Raw genomic sequence first — 18721 nt, 5'->3', positions numbered from 1 at the left:
ACAGCAGATTCATTATTTATAAAACAAGAATGACAAATGTCACAAGCCACCTATTTTGGATGGCTTTTTTAAATTCCATTTCTCTAAAAACAGAAAAAAAATCAGGCCCAATAGTTGAAGAAAGACCACTATTCAACTATTCCACCCCGTCAGTTCCATAAGAAAAAGGCTGCCGCAGCAGCCTACCTAAATGATCTATTCTCCTTGAGTGCGCTCTTCACTTTTGTATTCCAAAAGATCTCCCGGCTGACAGTCCAAAGCCTTACAAATCGCTTCTAACGTGGATAGTCGAATCGCTTTTGCTTTTCCATTTTTCAATATAGAAAGGTTAGCCATCGTTATTCCAACCCTTTCCGAAAGTTCCGTTACGCTCATTTTCCTTTTAGCCAGCATCACATCAATATTGATTATTATTGCCATGTTATTCACCTCAGACTATTAAGTCATTCTCTGATTTTATATCGATGGCTTCTTGTAAAAGTCTTTGAAGGACAGCCGCAAAGACAGCAATCACCATGGGGGCAAAAATCATGACCATTCCGATTAGTCCGAGACCCGGTGCGTCATCCACTTCCGCTAGGATAAAGACGAATGGCAGGGCCACCACATACAAGCCACTGATTGTGATGGCACATTTTTTGATTTTCTTTAGCGCTCTTACAGATAATTCCGAGAAAGCTTGGTTCTTGTCAATATAGCTTAATAGGTTAAACGATTGATACAAAGCGAAGTAAAATGGGATTGCCGACACATACATAACCATTAATAGGCCATATACCACATAAGCCAAATCTGAACCTCTTTCTGCTGCTTCATTTGCTTCATTCGCTATCTGAGGCAACAAAAATAGACACAAAGCAAGAACCGGAATGCCGATAAAAATGACAGCTACCTTTAAGAAGAGTGTTGAACTTCGTTTCATGAAAAGCACCTCATTTATTTAAATGTTAATTTGAATTTAACATGTTTTTTATTGTTTCACAATAAAATATTATTGAATTTAATTACATTATTATTGTTTATACATTTATAAGAAAAAAATAAAAAGCATTCCCCATTACAGAGAAATGCTCGATAGCTTGTGAAACCAACTTCCCCTTTAGTTGCAAAAACAAAAGGAGCTGCCAGATGGCAGCAAGATATTCAACGTTAGTCATAATAACGAAACGCCCACATCGCTAAATCGTAAAAAACGAATAACCAGTATAAAGTATGCTATTGCAACTCCTCAAATATGAGATAAACAAGGGCCTCGATTTTCAAACGGAAACCGGCAAAGATATATTCTAAACTAGGACTTGTTAATCCTCATTGGAAGAGAACGAAAACGCGGATGCTCAGCGAGTATAGAACTTCTCATCTGTTTAACGACAGGATGTTCTGACGAAAAAAACTGATCTTTTGAATTGTAATGCTCGATTAATTCCCCTTTTTCCAGTACACCCAAAGTATCAGAAATTGAATATGCCGCTTTAATATCATGTGTAATAAAAAGATAAGATAAGCCGAAGTCTTTTTTCAACTCACTTAATAATTCTAAAATCAGTGTTTGATTAACCATATCCAGACTGCTCACGGATTCATCCAAGACGATTAACAGTGGCTTAAGAGAAATTGCTCTAGCAATATTAATTCTTTGCAATTGTCCACCGCTAAATTGGTGTGGGTATTTTTTTAAATCCTTTTCACTTAGGCCCACTCTTTCCAATAACTCAATAACCGTTCTTTTTTGTTCGGCTACGGTTAGTTTTTCATAGTTTTCCAATGGCTCGCCTACAATACTTTCAGCGGTCATTCGTGGATTGACAGCTGAATATGAATCCTGAAAGACGACCTGTAGATCTCGGCGTATCTTTTGTCGAGTAAGCTTATCAGCAGTATAGATATCATGCCCTTGAAACAGAACCTGTCCTTGCTGTGGACGTTCTAAGCCAAGGATCACTTTTCCTAATGTACTTTTTCCAGCTCCACTCGTGCCAAGCAGCCCTAAACATGTTCCTTCGTCAATGGAGAGGGAAATGTCAGTGAGTACTTTTTTAGAATGCTCTTTCCATTTTAAAAACGTATGAGCATTATAGCTATGAGTTACTGCTTTTACTTGTAATAAACTCATTTGTTCACCCCTCAAAAAAATGCAGTCCATATATTACAACATATGGGTGATAGGCTCTTCATGTTTAATGCTAAGGCGGGCATTTAGCAGTTTCTTTGTGTATTCATGCTGCGGATTATCAAATAGTTCATACACATTTGCTGTTTCTACAATTCTGCCATGTTGCATAACGACTACATCATCTGCCATTTCAGAAATGACGCCAAGATCATGAGAAATGAGTAAAATGGATGTTCCATATTCAGAACGGATTTTATCCAAGTGGCGAAGTACCTGTAATTGGTTATGTACGTCGAGTGCAGTCGTCGGCTCATCAGCAATAATAACGGATGGCTGTAAACATGCAGCCATCGCAATCATCACGCGTTGAAGCATACCTCCACTCAGTTGAAAAGGATAGCTTTTTAATAGTTTCGCGGGATTTGGCAGGTTTACATTTTGCATCGCTTCGATGGCAAGCTCTTTTGCTTGTTTTTTATTCAATGCGGTATGAGACCTAATCGTTTCGACAAATTGATTGCCAATTGTAAAAACAGGCGTAAATGAATTCATCGGATTTTGCATAATAAAGGCAATATCCTTGCCGCGAATTCCACGAATTTCTTTATCGTCCAAACCATTTAATTCTCGTCCTTGAAGGGTAATGCTCCCTTCAATTGTAGTTGTTTTCCGATCAAGAAGCTGTAGAATGGACATACTCGTAACGGTTTTGCCACTTCCGCTTTCCCCAACAAGGCCCAATACCTTCCCTTTTTCCAGTTCGAAATTAATGTCCTGAACGAGGGTGGATGCACCTTCCTTTGTTTGTACTTTTACATGTAGATCGCTCACTGTTAATACACTCGACCGTTCTGTTCTCAATCTTCTCATTCCTTTTTATTAACGACGTTTGACTCCAAAACGTTCTGATAGCGCTTCGCCTAATAAATTGAAGGTGACGACAACAAGCATAATCATCAAACCTGGATATAGCATTAATTCTGGATTCGTCCGAATATAGGATTTCCCTTCATGAATCATTGCTCCCCATTCTGGTGTAGGAGGCTGCACGCCCAAACCTAGAAACGACATGGCCGATATATCCATGATGGCCCAACCCATTTCTAATGTACCCATAACAGCGAGCGGAGGAAGAACATTTGGAATAATATGTTTCTTTATTATCTTCCATTGAGAAGAACCGCTTATTTTAGCTGCCGCTATATAGTTTTGTTCTTTTAGACTAAGTACCATTCCTCGGAAAATTCTCGCATAATACACCCATTGCACAAGCATCAATGCTATGATGACCTGTTTAAGGCCAGGTCCCAATATACCAACAAGTCCAAGAATGAGCAAAAGGTTCGGAAATGCCATAACACCATCACACAGTCTCATTAGCACCTGGTCCACCCATCCGCCTTTATAACCAGCAATGGTTCCGACAATCAAACCGATGCCTAAAGATGAAATAAAGATTAATGTAGCAAATCCTAACGAAATGCGAGCTCCATATAAGATGCGTGATAACGTACATCTTCCTAAATGATCCGTTCCCAATGGATACTCAAAGGAAGATGGCTGTAGTTTATTAGCTAAATTGACAGCAATAGGATCATTAGGTGCAATCCAAGGAGCCAAGATGGTGATGATAAATAGGAAGCTTAATATTATTGAACAAAGGACAATCACTTTCTGACTTCTCATCATAATACGAAGACTTGTTATCATTGACGTTGCCCTCCTTTTCTGGAGATGCGTGGGTCGATACACATTTGGATTAGGTCAACAATCAAGTTGCTAAAAATGAATAGTCCCGCAGCTAAAAGCACATAGCATTGAATGACAGGAACATCCCGATTAAAAATAGCTTCAATGAAATAACGACCGAATCCTGGCCAGGAAAAGACCGCTTCGACGATAATGGTTCCGGTCAGCAGCTTTCCTAAATTCATCCCCAGTCCAGTAATCATGGGGGATATGGCTATTCTCAATACATGTTTTCCCATAATGACTTTTTCATGAATCCCTCTTGTGCGAGCAAAAAGGACATAAGGTTCCTGTAAATTTTCAAGAACGCTAGCACGTAATAGTCGAGTATACAAAGCTATTAATGGCAAAGCTAAAGTAACGGAAGGAAGAACCAGATGTTGCCAAGTCCCGATTCCTTCGACAGGAAATAGGTCGAGTTTAACAGAAAAGAAAAAAATCAATAAATAACCAAGCCAAAAAGAAGGGATGGACGCCCCGAAAAAAGAGAGAAGGCGACTAAAATGGTCAATACCACTGTTTTTCTTTATGCCTGCCAAAAATCCAAGAGGGACACTGACCAGGATAGCTAATATGATGCTACCTAAAGCTAACTGAATGGTCGCTGGCATTCGATAGGTTACCTCTTCCCAAACAGGTTTATTCGAAAGATAAGATATGCCAAAATCAAATTGGCATATCTTAATAATAGAATTTACATATTGAACATGGAGGGGTTGATCTAAGCCAAACTCATGTCTTTTCTGAGCCAATATCTCATCTGTAGATTGGATATGTGCTGCAGATAAATATGCCTCAGCTGGGTCCACTGGTGAAAGGTGAATCATTCCAAACGTAAGAAGAGTGGCCAAGAGAAAGATGGGAATAATGGCCATAATTCGTTTCAAGATATAAGTGCCCATGAAAACCCTCCTGTAACTTACTTCTCGATGCTAATTCCTGTGAATGGATGTTCATCCCTGTTAGCAGGGAATGTAAAATTAGATACATCTTTTTGGTAAACAGCTATTTTCTTAATATAAGAAATGGGCACAATCGCTCCTTGGTCTTGCAGTGATCCCAAAATAGTTGAGTAAAGTTCTTGACGTTCTTTTTCATCTGTTGTTCTAGGAACATCTGCAATTTGTTTTAACAACTCATCTCTGTTCGGATAAGATGAAATGGCTTCGTTAAAGCCAAATCCTTTTGAACCAACGACATTTACGAAAGTATGTGGATCATATGGAGCGCCATAGTTACTAAAGAAATTCAATTCAAAATCATTAGCTTTGAATCTTTCAATTTGTACCGTAAGCTCAACTCCAACGATATTCAATTTAACACCTAGTGCCGCCCACTCAGATTGTAATGTTTCGGCCATTGCTTTTTGAATCGATTCTGCAGAGTCGTACATTAACTCGATTTCAAGCGGCTTTCCGTCTTTCTCACGAACGTTTTTTCCTTTTGGAAGCTTCCATCCCGCTTCATCTAATAAAGCTTTTGCTTTTTCGACATTATAATCAATCGGTGTTACATCAATGTCTGAAGTATACGGGAAGTTTGTCGGTAAAATGAAATCTGCCTTCTCTTCCAAACCTGAAGTAACTCCGTCAACCATTGCTTTTTTATTAAATCCATATTGTAACGCTTGACGAACACGTAAATCTGAAAGTTGTTCTTTCTTCGTATTCATAACTAGTTGTCTTGTCGCAACCGGATCAGAAATACTAGTCTCATAGTTACCTGTTGTTTCTAATTGTTTGAAAGCATCCAGACTGATAGCACCTTCACCATAAATTAGGTCCAGGTCACCTTTTTCAAAAGCAAGAACACGGGTTTCCGCATCAGGAATGACCTTGACTTTGATTTTCTTAACTTTAGGGAGTTCACCCCAATAATTTTCATTGCGTTTGAAAATAGCATATTCATCTGCTTTATATTCTTCCAAAACCCATGGGCCTGTACCGACTGGTTTTGTAACACCTTTAGAAGTGTCACCATCTTTAGGGAATCCAGCATCACCTAAGAATCGGACTGGACGAACAACGGCTAACTCTTGAATAGTAGGATAATATGGCTCCTTTAATGTTAGTTTAAATGTGTTTTGGTCAATTACTTCCGTTTGATCCACTTTCGTAATAAAGCCCAACCAACTATGTAAATCAACATTTTTCAATATAGTATCAAAGTTCTTTTTCACAATTTCAGCATTAAAACTTGTACCGTCAGAAAATTTCACATCTTGACGGAGGTGGAACGTATATTCCTTCCCATCCTTGGAAATTTCCCAAGATTCAGCTAAATGCGGTTTTAGCTTACCTCCATCTTGGTAGCTGACCAAAGGTTCATATATCATGGATGTAGCAAATAATTGAGAAGGATTATAGACATGCGGATTCATTTCACCTATATCCCTCGGCCAAGCCAAAGTAAGCATGTCTTTACTGTCTTTGTTTGAAGTTGAATTTTCTTTTGATTCATTTGTACATCCAAGTAAAAGCGTTGATAGAATTAAAACGATTGCCGATATAAATAACACTTTTTTGCTGTTTCTTCGTTTTGACATAACCATTGGTGCCCCCTGTACCATATTGAGAATTATTTTCAATTGTAATGAGTAACTATATTATTGTCAATATAATGTCGAAACTCTCAAAAAATATAATTATGTTTATAAGAAATCATATGTAGATACGTAGACCCCCAATATTCTTTTCAGCCATGAATGATGATGCTACTCCGAATATTTACACGTTCGCCCTCTTTTAAAACCGGTATTGTTCGTGAAAAGTTAGGAACCTGACCAAAATGAATTACATTCCGTCGTGAAGAAATAATTAACATTCACCTGTTTTTTGATAACACAATCATCAGTTCCAATCCCCTTAACCTTATAAGAGGATAAAGCCAATAATATTATTCTGATATAATTATTTATACGTAGAAGACATCGGAGGGCGGACATTTAATCGCTGTTTAGATTTGTGAATGTCCCAAACGCTCTTGCTGAGAATGCCGAAACATATATAGTGTTAAAGGACTGGGAATGTGTCACCTGACATTTTCTCATTTTTTTGTATAGCGCCATTGTTCCTTTGGTTTGGCGATCCAGACGAAGTGGAGTGTGGACTGTTTACAGCTGCACTCCGTTTTTCCATTACTGAATAGCATGGACAAGGGCAAACATCTGCATGATTTTCCTGAGAGCCTGTAAAGACTTAAAGCTTTCGGACATTCCCAAGAAGCTGCTATTGAAAATGCGCTTCTTCAAGTATCCAAAAAATTAATAAAGTCGGGTTATAAAATTTTATTGTACGTTGTCTGGGGCAGTGACCGGGAGGCCTCCAAACGACTTTACGATAAATTGAATGACCCGTTGAATGTGACTTATGATCCATCACTATACTCAGAGGAAGAGCTTATTGAAAAACTCTCTGTCTGCAGTTTGAGCATTAACTTTAAACTTCACGCTAATATCCTTTCCTTAGCAGGAAATGTCCCCTGTATCGCCCTCGGATACAGATTTAAAGTATTTGATTTGTTTCAGTCCCTTGGGCTGGAGAATTTAGTCGTTTCAACCGATTCCGATACACTAGCTCTCGATATTATGGAAGGGATCCGGGAAATTGAACTAAATAATGAAAAGATAATCGAACAATACAAAAATAGAAAGGAACAATTCAGTCCCTTAATAATTGAACCTATAAAAAATAATTTCAAAGTAGACTAAGTTTTAGATTTCAATACCAAAATTCCAAATAGTTTCAAATATATTTTCTAAATCCTTAAAATTCACCTCCAGACACAAGTTTCGGGGGTGAGTTTTTTTCTGCGGTTAACTCTAACTGTTTTGGAATAATGTAAATAACAAGTAAGAGGACAAACCCGAGGACAAGGAAAACAATAAAGTTATTGCTGTCCACTTCGAAAAAGCTTCAAAATTGGGCAATTGTTTCTTTTACTTTGACCCAACAAGGTTTAGATAGCTTTAGTATGTAAATTTTAGTAAATTACCAGATAGTTATCACTCTGAAATTTCATAACAAGAAGGCACTCCTTTTAAAAGGAGTGTTTATTAAGTATGAACATAAAAAAGCACCTGTTTAAGGTGCTAAGCTTGTAACGTTTTATATAGTGGATTTTCTAAACCAATTAGAGATTGCATAGTACTTGTCAACTATCATAGGTTGCTACTCGCGGGGATCTAGCTGCCTTCCTTATTTTAGTTTGATGGCTCCCATTTACCTATAAAAAACGCTATCATTGTTTACCTGCTTTGGCTTGGCTTCGCTACGAGACATTTGTATCCCTTGCCTTGGGACCTCCTTTTGTCTTCGGCATTAGCCTTGTTCTCTTTGACTTGCTTTTAGGTCTTTTTGTGGTGTTTGAGCTAGCACAGGTTGCTACTCGCGGCAATTTAGCTGCCTTCAATACTATCGTAGGTTGTCCCTCATTCACCCCTTTATATTTCTTTAATCCTGAAAGGTGTGTTCTTCCCAAGCACATACGCTTTCATTCAAAAAAGAAATAATTCGTCTACTTCTCCATACTCAATACCACATAAACGTTTTCAATCAGTTTTTAACTCAATCAACCACGCTTCCTATCTTATTTCCTAGTTTAAAAAACTCAATTAGTCATAATTTCCACCAATGATTCACTACAGCTTTTAGAACCTTCTAATTTTGTCGATATTTACTCAGAATTTGTAGTTATTTCTCGGGAAATTGTTGAAATTTGAAAATAGTGATTCTAAATAGTTAGAACAAAAGAATTTCTACTATTGAATTGAGTGCCTCGGTTTAAATTGGTATTAACACCTCAATATCGTAAAAGACTCTAAAAAACCATTAAGAAACTTTCTTATTTTGAAGAAATGTTTCTTAATGGTTTTTTTGTTCAGTTTTAAGTTATGACATATCGTTTGTCAGTTAAATGTTCACCTCACGCGTAGAGCAGCGAGTGTATTGGTTGAAAATTTCTTTAATTCTGAAAGGTGTGTTCTTCTAAAGACACATACGATTTCATTCAAAAGAGAAATAATTCGTCACTTCTCCATACTCAATACCCATAAACGTTTTCAATCAAGTTTTTAACTCAATTGGTCATAATTTTCACCAATATTTTACTACATCTTTTAGAACCTTCTAATTTTGTCGATATCTACTCAGAATTTGTAGTTATTTCTCGGGAAATTGTTGAAATATGAAAAATAGTGATTCTGAATAGTTAGAACAAAGGAATTTCTACTGATTTGATTGCCTCGGTTTAAACTGTTATTTAACATCTCAATATAGTCAAAGAGACTAAAAAAAGTAATGAAACCTTTTTCTTATTGAAGTAATGTTTCTTTATGGTTTTTTTGTCGTTCAGTTTTAAGCTATGACATATCGTTTGTCAGTTAAATGTTCATTTTACCCGTAGCTGCGAGTTTATTGGTTAAAAATTAAGCTCTCTTTTAATTGAATGAGAGCAAGGGTTAAATTGTCATATGTATCGGGTATCGCTATCTCTGTTTCATTGGTTCCTTCTAATCTTTCTTTTTCTTGATACAAGGTCCTTTAGCTCTATCGTTTAGGGAGTTCCCCGTATAGCGTATCGCTTTAGCTTTAAGCGTTTCGATGTCGGATTGAAAGAAGGTGTGTAAATTCCCACATTTTAATAATGGTTATTCATTTCGTTCTAAGTTTTAGACATACTTTCGAGCATTGATTTTGCATTTCCACTTCCTTTGAAGAGGATGCTCATTCATTCAGAAGTAAATCCTGTTTCATATCGGACTTCCCTTTCTTTTTAAAGATGAAGAATCTGTGGACTTATTTTCATGTTATATCGCACACCGATACGAAACATAAAAAAGAACCGATAAGCCCCTTTCTTGAGGAACACTATTGAGGCCATGGATCTTGCTGGAGCTGGGAAACCGTTGTTTTAAGCTGAGCCATATCCTTGTCAGTGGATTGTTCATTTCAAGCGTAGCTGCGAGTTGTTCATTGGTTAAAACATTTAAAATCTCATTTATTTGTTTGGAATTATGGGGTAAGTTGTCTTTATACCGGGTATCGCTATCTCTGTTTCATCGGTTACTTCTAATCTACCTTTTTATAGATACATAAGATCTCTAGTTGTACGCTCCAGGGACATGCCCTTATCACGTATCGTATAACGCTATGTGCGCTTCGATGTCAGATTGAATAAAGATAGGTAACCACCATCTTAAAAAATCATATCCGTTTCGTTCTAAGTTTTGACAATACTTTTGAACAGTGGGTATGCATCCCCACATTTTCTGCCACTTCCTTAGAAAAGAATACAAAGAATACTCGTTCATTCGGATGTATATCATGTTTGCATCAAACGTCACTTTTCTATTAAACCTAAAGATTCGAATTTATTTGCAAGTTATATCGCCCAGCGATACGCAACACACAAAAAAGAGCCGATCAATCCCTGTCTGGAGCACCTCTATTAAGGATGACTCTTGTTTTTGAATGCAAGTTCTCAACTGTCTCAACTCTCATTTCATTAAACTGCCTTTTTTGCTTGCTTCAAATTGTGCATTTTGTTTTAGATGCATATCGCTTAAACAAAGCTCCAATGAAATTTCAATTGAGCCTTCGCTTGCCTTTGGTAGAACGTCCGATACATTGGTATCGCCGAGCTTTTACAAAACAGGTGCCAAACCTGTAAAGTTGAAATATTCTTTCTTCATTCTGTTTTTCAGCTACGCGAATCATATATGGCACTATGAATTTTTTAAAGGTTTTTTGGATTCGCATAGGCAAAAAACCTTAACAGTCATCCCTTATTTTCTGAATATGGAGAAAAGTCCCCGCCATTTTTCGGAACGTTTTTGTATAGTCTCTTCTAAACGTTTATTAAATTCATTTTGTGAACTCCATTCTTTTTTCTGTTCGTCCCGCATATTTTGTATTTCTTTTTGTAAGAGTTCACTTTTTTGTTTTTCTTGTTCCAGCAATGTTTCGTAATGGGTATTTTGTTGTTCAGTTAATTGTTCAATTTTAGTATTAGTTCTTTGCGCTGAATTTCCAATACTAGAACTTATAACATGATGATCTTGCTGGAGCCGGGAAACCTTTGTTTTAAGCTGTGACATATCGTTTGTCAGTTGGGCATTCATTTCACGTGTGGCTGCGAGTTCATTGACTAAAAACATTAAGACCTCGTTTAATTGATTGGGGTCGTGGGGTGAATTTTCATATGTATCGGGTATCGCTATGTGTGTTTCATTGGATCCTTCTAATCTTTCTTTTTGTTGATACACAAGGTCTTTAGCTGTATCGTCTAGGGGCTTGTCCGTATCGCGTAGCGCTATAAGCGCTCCGATGTCAGATTTAACAAAGATACGCCGATCTCCATCTTTCAAAAACTCATATCCATTCCGCTCTAAGATTTGACCATACTTTCGAACAGTGGGAGTTGCAATCCCCACTTCTTCTGCCACTTCCTTGGAAGAGAAAGCTCGTTCATTCATTTGTATATCGCGTCGCATATCGGACCTCTTTTCTATAACTAGTTGTATCTGTAGTCTACCCGACCTTAAATTTTCTGTCTAGATAAGTATAGCCTATCCAGAAGTCGTTAGGGATAGCGATAAGATTCCCTTTTCCTTTCTTCTGTTTCCATATAGGATTAGATCACCTATTCACTTACCTTCCTTCTCTTGCATAGCCTCCATCTCCCCTTATAATTGCGGATGTTACATCTGGTTGGGCCTGGCGCCTGGTCCCGTGCCTTTGGAAAACTGGCCAGCCTTATCCCAAGATTCCCCTTTTTTGTTGCAAGTTACCACTCGTACAAATTTCATATAATCACTTAAGTGGAGTGAATTACATCCTAATTCATAGGCTCTTTTACATAACCAGCTCTAAGTGCTTTTCTACTAAAAGTGGCTGGTCGATTATTGAAACCAAGTTTATTAATCCACCTAAGTGTTTATTATTGTTTCTCATCTAATATAGCTTTGACTTGTTTTATAAGAACTTCCCATTGATTTGCTTTTGTTTACTTATGTTCCGTATCATTCAAATTGATAAAAGACTCGTGAAAATGCTGAAACACAATAAGATTAAGCAAACAGAAATAAAACTTCAGAGAATCGTTCCTTTCTGGTATGGGTCGTTGTGGAGACCCGCTACACCAGTTTGGACCGATTCTATTATTTTCCCACTAAAAAAAGCTCGACCCAAATGGCACATTATATGCCTTTTGGGTCAGCTCATTTTTTCATTATTTCATCAGCTTTGCGACTGGCTTCGAAAGAAACAACAATACAATACCTAAACCAATTGTTACAAAACCAATCACACTAAAGATTTCCAGGTAACCTAAAGACTGCGTATATGCAGCTAATTGTCCGGCTACCATATTGGCCACTGCGGAACTTGCCAGCCATACTCCCATTAGAAGAGATGCTAGCTTGATTGGAGCAATTTTGCTTACCATTGACAAACCAACTGGTGAAATCATTAGTTCGGCTAATGTATGAAGGAAATACGTTACAATCATGAACAGGATGTTCACTTTTAGCGCTGTATCGTTTCCTGTGTACATAACGGCAGGAAGCAGTACTAAGAAACCTAAACCAACAGTGACTAAACCGAGAGCCATCTTCGTTGGGGTTTTTAAGTCACCGCGTTTTGAGCTGCCAAGCTTGTACCATAAAGCAGACATAATTGGCGCTAAAATCACGATGAATAATGGGTTCAATGATTGGAACCAGGCAGTTGGAACCTCAAAGCCAAATACATTCCGATCAATTTGGTCATTAGCATACAATGTCAATGAACTTCCTGCCTGCTCGAAAGCGGCCCAGAAAGCAATGACGAAGACTGCCAAAATCACGATAGCCGCTGTACGTTTTTGTTCTCTTTTCGTTAACGGTGCAGCTGATTTTTTACCAGCTGTAACATTCGGTTTGCCGGTAGGTTCTTTACCGATATCACCTAAATAGCGATTGCCTAATAAGTTGAAAACTAACTGTCCTACAATCATGCCAATTGCTGCTGTCAAGAACCCATATTTATAGTTCATAAGCCCGACTACTAATGGGGCGAAGAAAGCCCCAACGTTAATACCCATATAGAAGATGGTGAAAGCCCCATCACGACGCGGATCATTGTCTTCATAAAGATCACCGACAATTGTCGAGATGTTTGGCTTGAAGAAACCATTACCGATGATCAATAAACCAAGACCAATGTAAAGCGCTGTTAAACTCTGACTTGCGAATAGCGAAAAGTTACCCAGCGCCATTAAAATACCGCCAATCGTGATCGCCAATCTTCTGCCTATGAAACGGTCGGTCAAGTATCCGCCAATCATTGGCGTAATATAAACGGCACCAGTAAAGAATCCGTATATGCCCATAGCCGCAGATTTGTCGACTCCAAGCCCGCCGTTTACAACCGTTGCCGTTAAGTAAAGAACAAGGATTGCCCTCATTCCGTAATAGCTGAAGCGCTCCCATGCCTCAGTAGCGAACAGCATATACAGTCCTGGAGGATGCTTTTTCCTGGACTGGTTTGGCTGCTGAACTTCTTCTTTTAATAGTGCTTGCATAATAAAGTCCTCCTCAATATGGTTAACCACCAATCGTTACATTCACAAAATAATTGCATGGTCTTTATTTTAATAGACAATTGATTGGTACGATGATGGCCACTCACTCCATCCAACTCACCATCAGTAAGCGTTTTCATTTTTTAATCTTCGCTCTGGTGCAAAAAGAATCTGATAGCAAAATCTTCATGAGCATTAACTTATAAATTCATTCATTTAACTTGAAGACAACCAATGAAGTTATTTATATTTTAAAGAATCTTTAGTGTTGTAAAATAATTTTATATTATCAGAAAATATAAAAATACAGAAAAAAAAGAAAAAAAGTCTTGTTGCATTAATGGTTGTGCAGCAACGGAGACCCCCCATCATAATAAAAAAACTGCCTTGTATTAAGGCAGTTTCAGACTGTTGACAAACTCGATTTTAGTTAGGATTGCCTACATTTTAAAAAAAAGGGAGTTTAAAATATGAACGTTGATTGGAACCCCTTTTGTTTACAAACTCAAAAAGCCTTGTATTAAGGCAGTTTCTTAGTCAACAATCCATTGATATAAATTTTTGGGTCTTCCTATTTTTTGATAACTCACAATAGTTTCCACTTTTCCTTCATCAAGTAAATGCATAATATAGCGATAGACGGTCGGATAAGCCAATCCAACTTCTTTAGAAATTGTATCAACGGAAAAAGGCTCACGATTAGAATGTAGAAAATCACTAACGTGACGAAGTGTTCTCTTACTAATTCCCTTTGTTACAAATACATCCTTCTCTTCACTGGATTTTTGCTGCGGAGCTGATTGGGTTAATTTTGCTAGGCGGGCATGCAGTTGAATTCTTGAAATCAAATCAGGCGCCTTTACAGGCTTTAACGCAAAATCCGTTGCGCCTGCTTCAAGAAAGCGATCAGCAATTTCCTGTCGTTCATCGACTGTTAATACAAGAATCGGAACATCAGCATTAAGTTTACGAAGCTCACCCACTGTTTTTATTCCGTCCATTTCCGGCATATGATAATCCACTAAAACAACATCCGCTCCTTTTTCTGCAAACACATTCAACCCTTCTTTTCCATTGTTCGCCGTATCTGCATTCCAGCCGGCAAATTCACAAATTTCACTTAGCATGTATTGAATTGATGCATCATCATCTATGACTAAAATGTTCATCTTGACACACTCCCCTCAGCTAGTTTAATCCAAATTATTGTCCCGTGCCCAAGCTTGCTGTCAATTTCCACCGATGCACCATGTCCTTCAGCAACTTGTCGCACGAAAGCTAATCCCATCCCTGGATGCGATTTCGTACTGAACCCAGCTTTCCATACTTCCACCTGCTCTTTAGGTGAAATCCCTTTCCCGTTATCTGATACGCCCAACCAAAGTTCATTTTCATAGGTTTTTACCTTAAGTAAAATCTTTCCATCCTCCACTCCATTCACTGCATCATAAGCATTGTCAATTAAATTCACCAATGCCCTTGTCATTCGGATTTTATTAATTAAAATTTTAATTTCAGGATCTGTTTGAAAGTCTACCTTCAGATTAAGATTTGTCCCGCTCAGTCTGCTTGCTTCGACATATTCAACTAAATCTTTTATACGGCACCAATGTTTTTTATCATCATATAAAATCTCGGAAATCATGTCGCTAACGGAATGAATCGATGCTGAAATCCTTTGACAATATTCCTTAATTTTAGAATCGTCCACTTTCAAACTAATTAAAGAATTTAGCCCCTCAATTGCTGTGAGAGGCGTTTTTAAATCATGGACCAGATATAGTGCTTCTCGTCCTGATCTTGACTGCATTGCTTCTAACTGCGCATAATGAAGCTCTTGCTTTATCCGCCATCTTTGTTCGGATAAAGAAAAATACACAGCTAAAATAACAGCATTAATAACAAAAATCAAACACAAAGTTAAACTGTACAATGTTAAAGATTGCTCAAATCCAATTTGAACCGCTATATCTTTTAATTCCTTTGAAATCGATCCTTGGCCAAATCCATATTGGGATAAAGAAGGAATCTCATTCAGCCATTCAATCCCAAAGATTAATTGAGAACAAATAATCGTTTTAATAATGGGCTTTAGTCTATCCTTTTCAAAGGCTTGCAATAATAAGATGGCTAACAACAATAACAACGCATATGCGCTAAATGAGTATGTTAAAGAATAATAAGCATTTATCACGATATAATCGAGAGGAATAACAATAAGAGGAATGACGATTTTTAACCATGGACGGTTTAAACGAGCACCGATTTCGTCTCCCAACAGCAGTGCACCAATATAATGAAACAAAGCTAAAACTGTATTTAAAGAAATTAACAAAAAAACGGCAAGCATTAGCTTATTTCCCGTCTCTTCACCTTCTCTTAAAGAAATAAGCAAATCAGTAAGGCCAATTTCGTCAGGACCCAACCACGACAGTAAGAATACCCCGAATAAAATTACTCCAATTTTTATCCATATTGTCCAAGACCTCATAAGACTAGCTATCATAATCATTTCACCTTTAATCGATTATTTGCTTCTAGAATAGAATGATGACCATTCTTTCATTTCGTATTGATTTAAATGTATGTATACCCTTCCATTCTCATTATACGCAATTCATCATTATTATGAAAATTATAAAAAAATGGATTCTAATGCTCGAAAGTCTTGCAAATAAACTCTAAATCTTGAACAAAGATTATGTACTTGAACTGTTTTGTAACGTCATTTTTAACTGAGGTTTTATATCATTCACGGATGGCTAATATTCTATAGGTATGTCCCGTTTCAACGACCTAAGTTTTTCAAGGAAAGGGTGCGCTTCTGGGGCAAGAAATGCGCTCTAAGAGCCGGTGCCTTCGCATTAGGAAGATTATTGAAGGTAAACAAGAAATAATAAGATATTATCCCAAGCCTTCTCGATCAATAGATTAAGGCTTTTTCGATGTCGCTAGGAAAACAAATATATAGTAAATTTCATTTGTCAAATGGTGGAGAATGCTACTGCCGATTGGCATGATCTTTTTTAAAATGAAAGAGATTTGCGTTGTGTACAATCTCTGTTATATAGTTCATGGTGATTTTTGCAGCCGTTTGAAAATCATAGCTTTTGCGATTATTTAAAACATTCGTAAACATTCCCTGCCATACTAAAATGGTCAATTCATTAATCGCATCAACGTTTTCCTCTTTAATGTAGCCCTCTCTTAGTGCAATTTCTAAAAAGGATCGCCCTCTTTTTGACACATTACGTTCGAAAAGGATAGTCTTTAATTCTTCAGGGATGTTAATCAAATCAGATGGATAGATTTTGTAATAGTCTTCAAGCAACTTTTCAGGTTGATCAGCTAGGTCCATAATAAAAACCGCATGGAAGATTTGTGGTTGCTGAAAAGAGTGATTACAAAAACATTCCCATGCTAATAAGTACTTTTCAATTGGATCTTTTCCTTTTTCAATATAAACAGCCACCTCATCTGTGTAGCATTTCAAGAATTTCATTGAAGCGAAAAAAATCAAATGGGAGACTTCAGAAAAATAGTTATAAATGGTTGCGCTATTATAGCCCGCTTTATCCGCAACTTTCCTTATTGTTACATTCTCTAAACCTTCTTCTTCGATAATTTCAGCTGTTGCGTCCACAAAGTATTTCCACATGCGGCCCATTTGTATTTCTTTTTTTTTCATATCTATTCCCCTCACATTTTTAAAAAGATATAGGTCCATTTCAATCACTGAACCCTATAAAACAAAGCTTTCTGTATTCTTATCTATATTTTATAGTGGCATGCTAATCAATAAAGTGCTGATGGATAAATTATACCAAACTATGGCATGGAAGCCGAAAGAACATTAGCCCACAATAGAAACGTATAAAAATAAAAAGCTGGCAAAAAACAAAACGTTTATCGCCAGCCTCTTTACATTTTTGGGGATCTTTAAGAAAACCTCATTATTCTATCACTTGGGTACCCTCTTGCCTTTTGCTAACTTGCTTTCATTTCTCTCTTCAGGAGCGAAATCTCTTTTCGTTTTTCTTTCGTTACTCTTTGCCAAATTATAGCCGTAATCAACCCAACAATCGTCAAGCCTAATAAAATTGTAAATAATACTTTATAACCGTCTGTACCACTCCAGTGGTCCAAACAAGCACCTGCAACAATTGGCATAAAGATTTCTCCGCTATACCCAATAATCATCAAGGGCATGGCAACTGTTCCTGTTGTTTCGACAGGATAGTCTCCTTCCACCAAAATAGCGAAGTGCGTTGCCTGTAATGCATACATTGATATATAAATAATCGCTATAAAAACTAACAGTAATAAGATGAAAGAAGGCTTTCCGGGTAATACGATGAGAGCAGCTAAACCGAGTGCCAGAACACAATAGCCAATTATGACCATATTCGAAATACCAATTCGATCCCCGATAATGCCAGAGCCGAAACTTCCGATTGGGCGGCAATATTGTGAAAAGTAACCCAATGCAGCGGCAATTATTGTTGAAGCACCAAAGGCGGCCGTTGCATAAGGCGTAATATAATAGAAACTATTAATCATCGCATAAGACGTTAATATAAGAATGGCTGCCAACCAGGTTGTTGGCATTTTGAGAATCCTCAAAAGTATTGCCCAATCAAATTTTTTATCCTCCTTTTCTTTTATTTCACCACTACTGTTGTTACCATCTGGTTCCTTATAAAGTAACATAATCATGAACCCTAAAAGAATGCACATCACGGAATAGAAAATAATCACAGAAGACAATGCCAGCTTGTCACTCAGTTGCTTTGCTAAAATGGCGAAGAGTCCTAATACCAAAGCAGATTCGATAACTTTGGCAGCACCGCGTCCGCCTTCAAAAAAGCCGAATGCTTTTCCTTGTTCATTTTCAGATGCTAACGAACGGACGGCTTTTATTAATGCTACCCAAAAGGTCATGATGGATGTTATTCCCCAAGCTGCATAGATTAGCAGCAACACAGGGTAAGGGGGATACAATAGTAAAGCAAAGCCTAGAATCCCTGTCGCAAATAAAGATATGGACAACAAGTGCTTCGTTCTCCATCGATCTGCCACATACCCTCCAAAGATATAGGAAATCAAACAGCAAACTCCATAAGCGCTGCCAAGCGTACCCATTTGTGTATTGGTTAAGTGAAAGGCATTTAAGAATACATCATAATAATAGTTTCGAAAATAAGGCAATGTATAAATCATTTCACCTGCAATGATTAATATGACTAGAGTAGGTATATTTTTCCTTAGTTTACCTTTCATCACTTTTCTCTCCAATCC

Annotated in this window: 14 protein-coding genes; 1 reads left to right on the top strand and 13 read right to left on the bottom strand. The window is 37.4% G+C overall.

What is annotated here, in order from left to right:
* Positions 1–195 precede the first annotated feature (195 nt).
* From AC2YHV_RS24460 to nikA, 7 genes are all read right to left on the bottom strand, one after another.
* Entirely contained in the window at positions 196–420 is a 225-nt protein-coding gene (locus AC2YHV_RS24460) for a helix-turn-helix domain-containing protein (protein WP_063574460.1), read from the bottom strand.
* 10 nt (positions 421–430) lie between these two features.
* Positions 431–922 (bottom strand): DUF2975 domain-containing protein, encoded by a 492-nt coding sequence (locus AC2YHV_RS24455; protein WP_034306308.1) that lies wholly within the window; start codon positions 920–922, stop codon positions 431–433.
* A 369-nt stretch (positions 923–1291) separates the two neighbouring features.
* On the bottom strand, positions 1292–2113 hold the full coding sequence (gene nikE / locus AC2YHV_RS24450; protein ID WP_487374362.1) for a nickel import ATP-binding protein NikE: 822 nt from the start codon (positions 2111–2113) through the stop codon (positions 1292–1294).
* Between the two features lie 33 nt (positions 2114–2146).
* Complete coding sequence (nikD, locus tag AC2YHV_RS24445) at positions 2147–2974, bottom strand: nickel import ATP-binding protein NikD (protein WP_487374361.1); 828 nt, start codon at positions 2972–2974, stop codon at positions 2147–2149.
* A gap of 18 nt (positions 2975–2992) precedes the next feature.
* The gene (gene nikC / locus AC2YHV_RS24440; protein WP_057276528.1) at positions 2993–3823 is read right to left on the bottom strand and encodes a nickel ABC transporter permease subunit NikC; all 831 of its coding nucleotides are present in this window, start codon (positions 3821–3823) and stop codon (positions 2993–2995) included.
* On the bottom strand, positions 3820–4764 hold the full coding sequence (gene nikB, locus AC2YHV_RS24435) for a nickel ABC transporter permease subunit NikB (RefSeq protein WP_057276529.1): 945 nt from the start codon (positions 4762–4764) through the stop codon (positions 3820–3822). The genes nikC and nikB overlap by 4 nt, the downstream gene beginning before the upstream one ends.
* A gap of 17 nt (positions 4765–4781) precedes the next feature.
* Entirely contained in the window at positions 4782–6407 is a 1626-nt protein-coding gene (gene nikA, locus AC2YHV_RS24430) for a nickel ABC transporter substrate-binding protein (RefSeq protein ID WP_187050361.1), read from the bottom strand.
* 684 nt (positions 6408–7091) lie between these two features.
* Here nikA and AC2YHV_RS24425 point away from each other — a divergent pair.
* Positions 7092–7571 (top strand): polysaccharide pyruvyl transferase family protein, encoded by a 480-nt coding sequence (locus AC2YHV_RS24425; RefSeq protein ID WP_487374373.1) that lies wholly within the window; start codon positions 7092–7094, stop codon positions 7569–7571.
* Between the two features lie 3075 nt (positions 7572–10646).
* On the opposite strand, the gene AC2YHV_RS24420 is transcribed toward AC2YHV_RS24425, so the two are convergent.
* From AC2YHV_RS24420 to AC2YHV_RS24395, 6 genes are all read right to left on the bottom strand, one after another.
* A complete protein-coding gene (locus tag AC2YHV_RS24420; protein WP_240520808.1) occupies positions 10647–11336 on the bottom strand; it encodes an SH3 domain-containing protein in 690 nt (229 codons plus the stop codon).
* Positions 11337–12091: 755 nt separating this feature from the next.
* Positions 12092–13423, bottom strand: a complete 1332-nt coding sequence (locus tag AC2YHV_RS24415; RefSeq protein ID WP_063574468.1) for a peptide MFS transporter — start codon at positions 13421–13423, stop codon at positions 12092–12094.
* A 533-nt stretch (positions 13424–13956) separates the two neighbouring features.
* Complete coding sequence (locus AC2YHV_RS24410) at positions 13957–14592, bottom strand: response regulator (protein WP_063574469.1); 636 nt, start codon at positions 14590–14592, stop codon at positions 13957–13959.
* On the bottom strand, positions 14589–15929 hold the full coding sequence (locus tag AC2YHV_RS24405) for a sensor histidine kinase (protein WP_222620050.1): 1341 nt from the start codon (positions 15927–15929) through the stop codon (positions 14589–14591). Before AC2YHV_RS24405 ends, AC2YHV_RS24410 begins: the two co-directional genes overlap by 4 nt.
* Positions 15930–16424: 495 nt before the next feature.
* Positions 16425–17111: a TetR/AcrR family transcriptional regulator gene (locus AC2YHV_RS24400; RefSeq protein WP_057276534.1), complete on the bottom strand. Its 687-nt coding sequence runs from the start codon at positions 17109–17111 to the stop codon at positions 16425–16427.
* Positions 17112–17410: 299 nt separating this feature from the next.
* On the bottom strand, positions 17411–18703 hold the full coding sequence (locus tag AC2YHV_RS24395) for an MFS transporter (RefSeq protein ID WP_095679975.1): 1293 nt from the start codon (positions 18701–18703) through the stop codon (positions 17411–17413).
* Positions 18704–18721 lie beyond the last annotated feature (18 nt).

This window comes from Peribacillus sp. SRI_006, from assembly GCF_057586375.1.
This window is presented reverse-complemented; position numbering and strand designations above follow the sequence as displayed.